At 63.1% G+C, this 11,619-nt stretch carries 10 protein-coding genes; 9 read left to right on the top strand and 1 reads right to left on the bottom strand.

Annotated elements, in window-relative coordinates; all coding sequences use genetic code 11:
* Positions 1-16 precede the first annotated feature (16 nt).
* Positions 17-1,147, bottom strand: a complete 1,131-nt coding sequence (locus O3297_RS14320) for a S41 family peptidase (RefSeq protein ID WP_305048986.1) — start codon at positions 1,145-1,147, stop codon at positions 17-19.
* Between the two features lie 327 nt (positions 1,148-1,474).
* Between O3297_RS14320 and leuC the strand changes: the two genes are divergently transcribed.
* The 9 genes from leuC to trpB all read left to right on the top strand — a co-directional run bounded on the left by leuC (position 1,475) and on the right by trpB (position 11,583).
* A complete protein-coding gene (gene leuC, locus O3297_RS14315) occupies positions 1,475-2,878 on the top strand; it encodes a 3-isopropylmalate dehydratase large subunit (protein WP_070281127.1) in 1,404 nt (467 codons plus the stop codon).
* Positions 2,879-2,946: 68 nt separating this feature from the next.
* Positions 2,947-3,069, top strand: coding sequence for an entericidin A/B family lipoprotein (locus O3297_RS14310; protein ID WP_010400408.1), 123 nt, complete (start codon positions 2,947-2,949; stop codon positions 3,067-3,069).
* Positions 3,070-3,120: 51 nt separating this feature from the next.
* Entirely contained in the window at positions 3,121-3,768 is a 648-nt protein-coding gene (gene leuD, locus O3297_RS14305; protein ID WP_034783435.1) for a 3-isopropylmalate dehydratase small subunit, read from the top strand.
* Between the two features lie 11 nt (positions 3,769-3,779).
* Complete coding sequence (gene leuB / locus O3297_RS14300; protein ID WP_099388745.1) at positions 3,780-4,850, top strand: 3-isopropylmalate dehydrogenase; 1,071 nt, start codon at positions 3,780-3,782, stop codon at positions 4,848-4,850.
* Between the two features lie 45 nt (positions 4,851-4,895).
* Positions 4,896-6,023 carry an aspartate-semialdehyde dehydrogenase gene (asd, locus tag O3297_RS14295; RefSeq protein WP_071653756.1) on the top strand — a complete coding sequence of 376 codons (1,128 nt, stop codon included), beginning with the start codon at positions 4,896-4,898 and terminating at the stop codon, positions 6,021-6,023.
* A 244-nt stretch (positions 6,024-6,267) separates the two neighbouring features.
* The gene (locus O3297_RS14290; RefSeq protein WP_305048984.1) at positions 6,268-8,751 is read left to right on the top strand and encodes a FimV/HubP family polar landmark protein; all 2,484 of its coding nucleotides are present in this window, start codon (positions 6,268-6,270) and stop codon (positions 8,749-8,751) included.
* A 46-nt stretch (positions 8,752-8,797) separates the two neighbouring features.
* Positions 8,798-9,628 carry a tRNA pseudouridine(38-40) synthase TruA gene (gene truA / locus O3297_RS14285; RefSeq protein ID WP_305048983.1) on the top strand — a complete coding sequence of 277 codons (831 nt, stop codon included), beginning with the start codon at positions 8,798-8,800 and terminating at the stop codon, positions 9,626-9,628.
* Between the two features lie 28 nt (positions 9,629-9,656).
* Positions 9,657-10,340, top strand: coding sequence for a phosphoribosylanthranilate isomerase (locus O3297_RS14280; protein WP_305048982.1), 684 nt, complete (start codon positions 9,657-9,659; stop codon positions 10,338-10,340).
* Positions 10,333-11,583 carry a tryptophan synthase subunit beta gene (trpB, locus tag O3297_RS14275; protein WP_305048981.1) on the top strand — a complete coding sequence of 417 codons (1,251 nt, stop codon included), beginning with the start codon at positions 10,333-10,335 and terminating at the stop codon, positions 11,581-11,583. Before O3297_RS14280 ends, trpB begins: the two co-directional genes overlap by 8 nt.
* Positions 11,584-11,619: the final 36 nt, after the last annotated feature.

Here is an 11,619-nt window from a genome sequence, read left to right as displayed (position 1 = left end):
TATGGCGCCAGCGATGTCAGATGTTGTCCGGGCGTAGCGTGCCCCCTTCAAGCCAGCGCTGCACGCGCAGCACTTCCTGAGCGCGCTCCGCCTCGTCCTTCGGTGGCGGCAGGTAGATATCGGGCATGATGCCACCGAGATCCACCTGCAGCTGCGGCAAGCGGGCCGAGCGCGAGGTGGCGTATTGCAAGTGGCGCTGTCCTGATGGCAGGGCGTGCAGGCGCAGGTTGGAATAGTCGAGTGCGCCGTAACTGTTGCGGCCGATCAATTTCACATGAAAACTTTGCCGCGCCGCCAGCAGGAATTCTTCGCAGGAGCTGGCGCAGTCGCGGTCGACCAGCACGGCCACGCGCGCCGGCCGGCGCGGTTCCGGCGTGTCCGCGCGCATATAGCTGATGGTGCCGCTGCTTTGCTGCGGCGCGTATTGGCCCGGCTTGACGCTGCGCATCTGCGTCACGGCCTGGGCCGCAAAGGCTGCGCAGGCCTGGTCGCCGGGTGCCAGCAGCGCGCAGACGTTTTCCTGGCCTTCGATATTGGCCGGCGTGGACAGCCATTCGGCGCCCATGCGGACGATCTCTCCCGAACTGATCCAGGACAGCAGCGGCGCATACGTGCTGTCGCTGCCGCCGCCGTTGCGGCGCACGTCGAGGATCCAGTTGGGGCGCGTCGCCAGTGCCGCGCGATGCGTATCGAGCAGGGCGGCCACGGCGGCGCGGTAGCTGCCGTGAAAGCTGGGCAAGGTCAGCAGTACAGTCGAGTCCGACAATATCCGCAGCGCCGGTTCCTTCGATGCTGCCGCTTGTCCCGGCGCGGCGGGCCGTGCCGGCGCCGGTTTGGCGATATCGAGCGCGCTGCCCGGCTTTACATGCAGGTGGCCCTTGCGCCACATGCGCGCATAGTTTTCCAGGACCGCATCGCAGGCCTGGCCATCGGCCGCGCCGGCCGCCGCCGTGGTGGCCGTGGCCAGCGCCAGGTCGAAATACGCCGGTCCCTTTTGTTCCAGGTGCTGGCGCGCGCCCGTGTCATTTTCCAGCAGGAAGGGCGCAATGGCGCGCAAGTCCTGCACGCAGGTGTCTCCCGGCGTGGCCGCCGCCGCATGGGCGCCGGCCAGGGTCAGGGCGGCCAGCGCCAACAAGTTCAGTTTCATCGAAGTCCCAGTGTGGTGGCGCGCGTGCGTCGGTCATTATTGTCGAAACACAATACACGAAAGATTGAGGAAAAAACATGCCTTTCTGCCGCCGCCGTCAGTCCTTCGGCAAGCCGCGTGCGGATGGGCTTGTGATGGCGCTGATAAGCCGATATCGGCAATTTCCAGCTCATATCGAACAATGTGGCCAAACTTTGTATCGCCAATCCCACGCTTTTGCCTGTTTCGGTTCTGTATTCCCCAATATATGGCATAATCCTTGTGGATCACCGTATGACCTGGTATCACTTGATCACTTAAACAGGCTGTGGCAACGCTGCATAAATCATGATGAAGACGCTTTACGACAAACTTTGGGAATCCCACGTTGTTCGGGCCGAAGATGATGGCACGACAATTCTGTACATCGACCGGCACCTGCTGCACGAAGTCACCAGCCCGCAAGCCTTCGATGGCCTCAGCGTGGCGGGCCGCCAGCCGTGGCGCATTTCCGCCAACCTGGCCGTGGCCGACCATAACGTGCCCACCACCAGCCGCGTCGACGGCATCGCCGACCCGGTCTCGCGCCTGCAGGTGGAAACGCTGGACAAGAACGCCAAGCACTATGGCTTGACCTACTTCAACATGAACGACAAGCGCCAGGGTATCGTGCACGTGATCGGCCCCGAACAGGGCGCGACCCTGCCCGGCATGACGGTCGTCTGCGGCGACTCGCACACGTCCACGCACGGCGCGTTTGGCGCGCTGGCGCACGGCATCGGCACGTCCGAAGTGGAACACGTGCTGGCCACGCAAACCTTGCTGCAAAAGAAATCCAAATCCATGCTGGTGCAGGTCGACGGCGCCTTGCCGGCCGGCGTGACGGCCAAGGATATCGTGCTGGCCATCATCGGCAAGATCGGCACGGCCGGCGGCACGGGCTACTGTATCGAGTTCGGCGGTTCGGCCATCCGCGCGCTGTCGATGGAAGGCCGCATGACGGTGTGCAACATGGCCATCGAGGCGGGCGCACGGGCCGGCATCATCGGCGTGGACGACACCACCATCAATTACGTCAAGGGCCGTCCGTTTTCCCCGGCAGGTCCGCACTGGGAGCGCGCCGTGGCCTATTGGCGCACCCTGCATTCGGACCCTGGCGCCCGCTTCGACCTGGTCGTCACGCTCAACGCGGCAGAAATCGTGCCGCAAGTGACCTGGGGCACCTCGCCCGAGATGGTGATCGGCGTCGATGGCCGCGTGCCGGACCCCGACCAGGAAAAAGACAGCGTCAAGCGCGATGCGATGGAAAAGGCGCTGGTTTACATGAACCTCAAGCCCAACACGGCCATCGAAGACATCCGCATCGACAAGGTCTTCATCGGTTCCTGCACCAATTCGCGCATCGAGGATTTGCGCGCGGCCGCCGCCGTGGTGCGCGGCAAGTACCGCGCCTCGAACGTCACCCTGGCGCTGGTGGTGCCAGGTTCCGGCCTCGTCAAGGACCTGGCCGAGCGCGAGGGACTGGACCGCATCTTCAAGGATGCCGGCTTCGAGTGGCGCGAGCCGGGCTGCTCCATGTGTCTGGCCATGAATGCGGACCGCCTGGAGCCGGGCGAACGCTGCGCGTCTACGTCGAACCGCAACTTCGAAGGCCGGCAAGGGCAGGGCGGCCGTACCCACCTGGTGTCGCCCGCGATGGCGGCGGCGGCAGGCATCGCCGGCCACTTTGTCGACGTGCGGGGATTGCGATGACGGCAGGGACCGGCGCCGCTGGTTTACACTAGCGTTCCCGGTCCCTTACTTACTATCAAGAAATCATCATGAAAAAACTCTTCGCCCTCCTTATCGCCACCGTCATCCTGTCTGGCTGCAATACCGTCTCCGGCATCGGCCGCGATGTGCAGAAAGTCGGCCAGGTCGTCACTGGCGCCGGCGGAAAATAAACCGCGACGTGCCGGCGCCCCGTGCCGCGCGTCCTACCGAGTAGAAACAGCATGGATAAATTTACGATTTACGAAGGCCTGGTCGCCCCGCTGGACCGCGCCAACGTCGACACCGACGCGATTATCCCGAAGCAATTCCTGAAATCGATCCACCGCAGCGGCTTCGGCCCCAACCTGTTCGATGAATGGCGCTACCTCGACCATGGCGAGCCTGGGCAGGACAACAGCCGCCGTCCGCTGAATCCGGAGTTCGTGCTCAATGAGCCACGCTACCAGGGCGCTTCGATCTTGCTTACGCGCAAGAACTTCGGTTGCGGCTCCTCGCGCGAGCACGCGCCGTGGGCGCTGGATCAATATGGCTTCCGCGCCATCATCGCGCCATCGTTTGCCGATATCTTCTTCAATAACTGCTACAAGAACGGCTTGCTGCCCATCGTGCTGTCGGAAAGCCAGGTCGAGCACCTGTTCAATGAAGTCAAGGCTTTCCCCGGCTTCAAGCTGGTGGTGGACCTGGAGCAGCAATGCGTGCGCACCAGCAACGGTTCCGTCTCGTATCCGTTCGAGATCGACGCCTTCCGCAAATATTGCCTGATGAATGGCCTCGACGATATCGGCCTGACCCTGCGCCACGCCGACGATATCCGCGCCTTCGAAGAACGCCATCTTTCTGCTCAGCCCTGGCTGGCCAACGTCATTTAAACGATTAAAATATGAAAATTGCAATCTTACCCGGCGACGGCATCGGTCCTGAAATCGTCGCGCAAGCTGTCAAGGTCTTGAATGTGCTGGGCGAATCGTTCGAGCTGGAAACGGCGCCCGTGGGCGGCGCCGGCTATGCAGCCCATGGCCATCCCTTGCCGGAAGGAACCCTGGCCTTGGCGAAAGCGGCCGATGCCGTGCTGTTCGGCGCTGTCGGCGACTACCAGTACGACAATCTGGAGCGCCAGTTCCGTCCCGAGCAGGCGATTTTGGGCTTGCGCAAGAACCTGGGCCTGTTCGCCAACCTGCGTCCGGCCATTCTGTATCCGGAGCTGGCGGGCGCCTCGACCCTGAAGCCGGAAGTGGTGTCCGGCCTGGACATTTTGATCATCCGTGAACTGACGGGCGACATCTATTTCGGCCAGCCCCGCGGCGTGCGCGAGTGCCCCGATGGTCCGTTCAAGGGCCAGCGCGAAGGTTTTGACACCATGCGCTATGCGGAAGGGGAAATCCGCCGCATCGCCCACGTGGCTTTCCAGGCCGCGCAAAAGCGCGACAAGCGCCTCACCAGCGTGGACAAGGCGAACGTGCTGGAAACCTTCCAGTTCTGGAAAGATATCGTCACCGACGTGCACAAGGAATACCCGGATGTGGCGCTCGATCACATGTATGTCGACAACGCGGCCATGCAGCTGGTGCGGGCGCCGAAGAAATTCGACGTCATGGTGACCGGCAACATGTTCGGCGACATTCTGTCGGATGCGGCCGCGATGCTGACGGGTTCGATCGGCATGCTGCCGTCGGCCTCGCTGGACGCCAACAACAAGGGCTTGTACGAACCGTCGCACGGCTCGGCGCCCGATATCGCGGGCAAGGGCATCGCCAATCCGCTGGCGACGATCTTGTCGGCCGCCATGATGCTGCGCTATTCGCTCAACCGCGAAGAGCAGGCAAGCCGCATCGAGGCTGCTGTCAAGCAAGTGCTGGCGCAGGGCCTGCGCACGGCCGACATCCATGAAGCGGGCACGACTTTGGTCGGTACCGAGGCGATGGGTGATGCAGTTGTAAAAGCGCTGGGATAAAATAGTCTAATGACGGCAGTCGCCGTCTCATCTTGAGGAATGGTAATGAAATTAGTTGGCTTGGTAGGTTGGCGCGGTATGGTCGGTTCGGTCCTGATGCAGCGCATGCAGGAAGAGGGCGATTTCGCCCATATCGAACCGGTGTTTTTCACCACTTCGAACACGGGCGGCGCGGCGCCGGCCATGGCGAAGAATGAAACCATCCTCAAGGATGCCAACAACATCGCCGAACTGTCCAAGTGCGACATCATCATTTCCTGCCAGGGCGGCGACTACACGAGCGCTGTCTTCCCGCAGCTGCGCGCAGCGGGCTGGAATGGCTACTGGATCGATGCGGCCTCGACCCTGCGCATGGAAAAGGACGCCGTCATCGTGCTCGACCCCGTCAACCTGCACGTCATCAAGGATGCGCTGGGCAAGGGCGTCAAGAATTACATCGGCGGCAATTGCACCGTGTCGTGCATGATGATGGGCCTGGGCGGCCTGTTCCAGCACGATTTGATCGACTGGATGACGTCGATGACCTACCAGGCGGCATCGGGCGGCGGCGCGCAGCACATGCGCGAACTGCTGACGCAATTTGGCACCATCAACGGTTCCGTCAAGGCGCTGCTGGACAACCCGGCTTCCGCCATCCTGGAAATCGACCGCCAAGTGCTGGCCACCCAGCACGGCTATTCCCCGGATGAAATCAAGCAATTCGGTGCGCCGCTGGCCGGTAACCTGATCCCGTGGATCGACAAGGACCTGGGCAACGGCCAGTCGAAGGAAGAGTGGAAAGCGGGCGCGGAAACGAACAAGATCCTGGGCCGCGGCATCGACTTTGGCACCAAGGAAATCCCTGTCGACGGCCTGTGCGTGCGCATCGGCGCCATGCGCTGCCATTCGCAAGCCTTGACCATCAAGCTGAAAAAAGACGTGCCGCTCGATGAAATCAACGACATCATCGCCAGCAACAATCAATGGGTGAAATTCGTGCCGAACACGCGCGAAGCGTCCGTGCGCGACCTGTCGCCGGCGGCCGTCACGGGCAGCCTGACGATTCCTGTCGGCCGCGTGCGCAAGATGAGCATGGGCGGCGAATACCTGTCCGCGTTCACCGTGGGCGACCAGTTGCTGTGGGGCGCGGCCGAGCCACTGCGCCGCATGCTGCGCATTTTGCTCGACGCGTAATGGCAATAAATTACTGATCCAGATCAAGCCGGGGCTGTTTTCCCGGCTTTTTTTTCGTCCTGAGCCCCTCAAGGCTCAACGATGCGGAGCTTGCATAGCTCTGGGCATGATGATATGTTGATACCTCTGGAAAAGTAACAGTTTTCCCATGTCAACTAAGATGCCGCCAACTATGCCTGTACACACTCGTCCCCGGGTCGCCTCCCTTGCCATTAAAACACTCAGCAGCGCTGTCGCCTGTGCGGTGTTATTGTCACCGGCGGCATCCGCAGCCGAGCTGGGCAAGATCACGGTGCTGTCCGCAGCCGGCCAGCCGCTGCGCGCCGAGGTCGAATTATCGGCCGTCAAGCCAGGCGAGGCCGCGAACCTGCTGGCCAAGCTGGCGCCGCCGGACGCCTACCGCCAGGCCAACGTGGAATTCAATCCCGCCCTGAACGCGCTGACGTTTGCCGTGGAAAACCGCAATGGCAAGCCCTTCATCCGCATCAGCTCGGCGCAACCGGTGGCCGAACCCATGGTGGATCTTTTGCTGGAGCTGAGCAGCAAGAGCGGTCGCCAGGTGCGCGAATATGCGTTTGTACTCGACACGCCCGAAGCGCGCCAGACGCGCGGGGCGCAAGTGACGGCGCCAGTCGAGCCAGGCAAGGCCAAACCGGCTGCCGCCGCGGCCGATGCTGCGCCACCGGCCGCGAAAAAGGCGGCAGGCGAATACAAGGTCAAGACGGGCGATACCTTGAGCCGCATCGCCAGCGAGCTGAAGCCTTCGGGCGTCTCGCTCGACATGATGCTCGTCGCCCTGTACCGCGCCAATCCCGATGCCTTCAAGGGCGAGAACATGAACCGCATGCAGGCCGGACGCATCCTGGCCGTGCCGGGCGCGGACACCGTGCGCGCCACGGGCGCGGCTGAAGCGAAGGGCATCGTGACGGCGCACGCCATCGATTTCGAAGCCTACCGCAACAAGCTGGCGGGCCAAGTGTCGCAAAGCAAGCCGGCCAAGGCGGCGCAAGCGACGCAAAGCACGGCTGGCAAGATCGGCGCGACGAAGGTGCAGGAAAAGCCGACGGCCGTGAGCGAGTCGCAAGACAAGCTGAAACTGTCGAAGGCGGAGCCGGCGGCCAAGTCGGCCGGCAAGAGCGCCGTCGCCAGCGAGGAAGACAAGATCGCCAAGGCGAAGCAGGTCGATGAAGCTGCCGCGCGCGTCAAAGAGCTGGAAAAAAACGTCAGCGACCTGGAAAAGTTGATGGCGGTCAAGAGCAAGGCCATGGCGGACAAGAGCGCCCCGGCGCCCGCCAAGCCGGCCGAGACCGCTGCCAGCGCACCGGCCAGCGTTCCTGCCCCGGCCGCCGAGGCGCAGCCGCCCGTGCCGAAGGCGAAACCGGTGCCGCTGGTGAAAAAACCGTCGCCGCTGGAACCGACCTTCGCCGACAAGTTCAATGACCATCTGGGTGCCATCGGCATCGGCCTGGCCGCGCTGCTGGCCGCCGTGGCCGCGCTGGTGATCGCGCGCCGCCGCAAGGAGACGCCGCCGCCCGCCGACAATGTCGCCCCCGTGTTCGAGCCGGAAGCGCCTGTGACGCCGCCGGCCGGCCTGGCGCCGGAAGACCAGCAGTCCGAAGCGAGCAACCACCTGTTCGGCACGGGTGCCGCCGCTGCTGGCGTCGCCGCCGTAGCGGGCGCCAGCATGCTCGATGCGAATGAAACGGACCCGGTCGCCGAAGCGGACGTGTATATCGCCTACGGCCGCGATGGCCAGGCGGAAGATATCCTCAAGGAAGCCTTGCGTATCCACCCGGAGCGCCATGCGGCCCGCCTGAAGCTGCTGGAAATCTATTCGGCCCGCAACGACGTGCGCGCATTTGAAGACCAGGCCAGCGAGCTGTACAGCTTGACGCGTGGCCAGGGCGAAGAGTGGCCGCAGGCGGCCGCGCTGGGCCTGGCGCTCGATCCCACCAATCCCCTGTATGGCGATACGGAAGACGATGCTGTCGTTAGCCTGAGCAAGGCTGCGGGCGACGACTTGCATGGCCAGAGCATGGACTTGTCCGACGATCTGTCTGCTCCTGAGTCAGCGCCGGCGGCCGACCTGGCGCCCGCCGAGCCCGTGTCCTCCGTGACGGCCCGCGATACGGGCGCGCCCCTCGACTTCGACCTCGACAGCCTCGATTTCGAGCCCGTTTCCACCAGCGACCCGATCGTCATGCCGGGACCGGACAGCAAGCCGGTCTCCGCCGCGCAGGATGCGCAGTATGACGCCAGCATGGATTTCGGCCTGGACCTGGAGCCGCCAGCCGGCCCCGTGAATGGCGTAGGCGCCGGCCTGACGCCGTTGCCTGATCCGTTGAAGGATGTCGACCTGGCCCATTTCGACCTCGACGAGCCGGTGGCGCCAGCTGCCGCGCCGGTCGCGGCGGCCGAGCCTTCCCTCGACAGCCTGTTCGACGACGCGCAAACGCCCGCCACCTTGCCGGAAGCCATACCGCCGGCACAGGAATTCGATCTGTCGGGCATCGACCTGGATCTCAACGATGGCAAGACGGCCAGCGCTGGCGTGGACGACCCGCTGTCGGCCATCCACATGGAAATGGATACCAAGCTGGACCTGGCGATCGCTTACCAGGAAATCGGCGACAAGGAAGGCGCGCGCGAGCTGATCGATGAGGTCATCAAGGGCGGCAGCGCCGAACAGGTCGCGAAAGCGAATACGATGAGGGCTTTGCTGAGCTAGCAATGCCCGCCGGTGCGGCAGGCTGCCGCGCCGGTATAATGCTTCGATGCAAAATATTACGACAGCAACGCCATTGAAGCGTATCGTCCTCGGCCTGCAGTACGACGGCACGGCCTGGCATGGATACCAGAAACAGGAAGACGGGCAAACGGTGCAGGACCAGCTGGAAAACGCGCTGGAACAATTTTCCCGCGTGCGCCTGGCCACCACGTGCGCCGGCCGCACGGACACGGGCGTGCATGCGCTCGAGCAAGTCGTGCATTTCGATACGGAATTGAGCCGCGATGTGCACTCGTGGGTGCGCGGCGTCAACGCCTTCCTGCCGAAATCCATCGCCGTGCGCTGGGCCAAGGAACTTGAAGGCGATCCGACGGTCAATGACTTCTTCCACGCCCGCTTCAGCGCCCGCGCGCGTACCTATCATTATGTGTTGTATAACAACGCCACCCGTTCGCCGCTGGTGGAAGGGCGCGCCGGTTTCTTTTTCCGTCCGCTGGACGTGGAACTGATGCGGCAAGCCGTGCAGCCGCTGCTGGGCTGGCACGATTTCACGGCTTTCCGTGCCGCGCAATGCCAGGCCAAGTCGCCCGTCAAGCTGATGCATGACATCCGCATCGAGCGGCGCGGTGATTGCGTGATTTTCACCATTACGGCCAATGCCTTCCTGCACCACATGGTGCGTAACCTGGTCGGTTCGCTCGTCTACATCGGCACGGGGCGCGAAAAGCCGGACTGGCTGGGGCATTTGCTTGAAAGTAAAGACCGCCACGCGGCGGCGCCCACCTTCATGCCGGACGGCCTGTACCTGGCGCAGATCGATTACGATCCGAAATGGGCATTGCCGCAAGACAGTAGTAGCGCTTTGCCCTGGTTTTGATCTGCATCAAATCAAGTAAAGGATTGCCATGCCTCGCACACGCATCAAGATCTGCGGCCTGACCCGCGTCGAAGACATCCAGGCCGTCGTGGCCGCGGGCGCCGACGCCATCGGCTTCGTGTTTTATCCGAAGAGCCCCCGTTACGTCACGCCGCAGCAGGCCGCCAGCCTGATCGCCGCCATGCCGCCCTACGTGACGACGGTGGGCCTGTTCGTCAATGCCACGCTGGACGAGGTGCGGGCCACGAGGGCCGTGGCGCCCTTGTCCCTGCTGCAATTTCATGGCGACGAGACGCCCGAACACAGCGCCGCGCTGGCGGGCGCCGTGAATACGCCATTTACGCAAGTGTTCCGCGTCAAACCCGACACCTCCTTTGAAGATTTGCTAGAATACGAACAGCGCTATCGCGCCGCCAGTCCCTTGTTCTCCAGCCTCTTGCTCGATACCTATGTGGATGCCTACGGCGGTGCAGGAAAGGTATTTGATTGGTCCCTCATTCCAAAAGAACTCGCGCCTCGGGTCGTTTTAAGTGGTGGCTTGAGCGTACAAAACGCGACTGACGCAGTGGTGCGCGTGCGCCCTTACGCCGTCGACATCAGCAGTGGTGTTGAAGCGTCCAAGGGCATCAAGGACGCATCCCGAGTCCGCGCGTTTATCGCCGCGGTGCAGGATGCCGATGCCATCATTGCCAGAGGAAACCACCATGAATGACCACACCACCGCGCCCGGCGCAGCCGCCGCATTGTTCCACGCCACCGATTACCCTTTTCCTGACGTACGCGGCCACTTCGGCCCCTATGGCGGCTCGTTTGTTGCCGAAACGCTGACCCACGCGCTGGCCGAGCTGAAAGACGCTTACGCGCGCTACAGCGCGGACCCGGAATTCCTCGAAGAATTCCGCTACGAGCTCAAGCACTTTGTTGGCCGTCCGTCGCCCATCTACCACGCCAAGCGCTGGTCCGAGATGGCTGGCGGCGCGCAAATCTATTTCAAACGCGAAGACTTGAACCACACGGGCGCGCACAAGATCAATAACGTGATCGGCCAGGCCCTGCTGGCCAAGCGCATGGGCAAGCCGCGCATCATCGCCGAGACGGGCGCCGGCCAGCATGGCGTGGCCACGGCCACCATCTGCGCCCGCTTCGGCCTCGAATGCGTGGTCTACATGGGCAGCGAAGACGTCAAGCGCCAGGCGCAGAACGTGTACCGCATGAAACTGCTGGGCGCCACCGTCGTGCCCGTCGAATCCGGCTCCAAGACCCTCAAGGATGCGCTGAACGAAGCCATGCGCGACTGGGTCACGAATATCGAAAACACCTTTTATATCATCGGCACCGTGGCCGGTCCCCATCCGTATCCGATGATGGTGCGCGACTTCCAGTCCGTGATCGGCGAGGAATGCCTGGTGCAGATGCCGGAAATGACGGGCCGCCAGCCCGACTACGTGCTGGCCTGCATCGGCGGCGGCTCGAATGCCATGGGCATCTTTTACCCGTACATCGACCAGAAGGACGTGAAACTGATCGGCGTGGAAGCGGCCGGCGAAGGACTGGACACGGGCAAGCACTCGGCTTCGCTGACGGCCGGCTTTCCGGGCGTGCTGCACGGCAACCGTACCTACCTGCTGCAGGACGAAAATGGCCAGATCATCGAGACGCACTCCGTCTCGGCCGGCCTCGACTATCCGGGCGTGGGCCCGGAACATGCGTGGCTGAAAGATTCGGGCCGCGCGCAATACGTGTCGATCACGGATGACGAGGCGCTGCAAGCGTTTCACGATTGCTGCCATATCGAAGGCATCATCCCGGCCCTGGAATCGTCGCACGCGCTGGCCTACGCGGCCAAGCTGGCGGCCACCTTGCCGAAAGACCAGATCGTGCTGGCCAACCTGTCGGGCCGTGGCGACAAGGACATGCATACCGTGGCGGAGCGCATGGGACTCAATTTCAACTAACAGCGTGTCAACGGGGTCAGACCCGCCGGGGGAGTG

The organism is Janthinobacterium sp. SUN128 (genome assembly GCF_030587275.1).
Lineage (GTDB): Bacteria > Pseudomonadota > Gammaproteobacteria > Burkholderiales > Burkholderiaceae_D > Janthinobacterium > Janthinobacterium lividum.
This window is presented reverse-complemented; position numbering and strand designations above follow the sequence as displayed.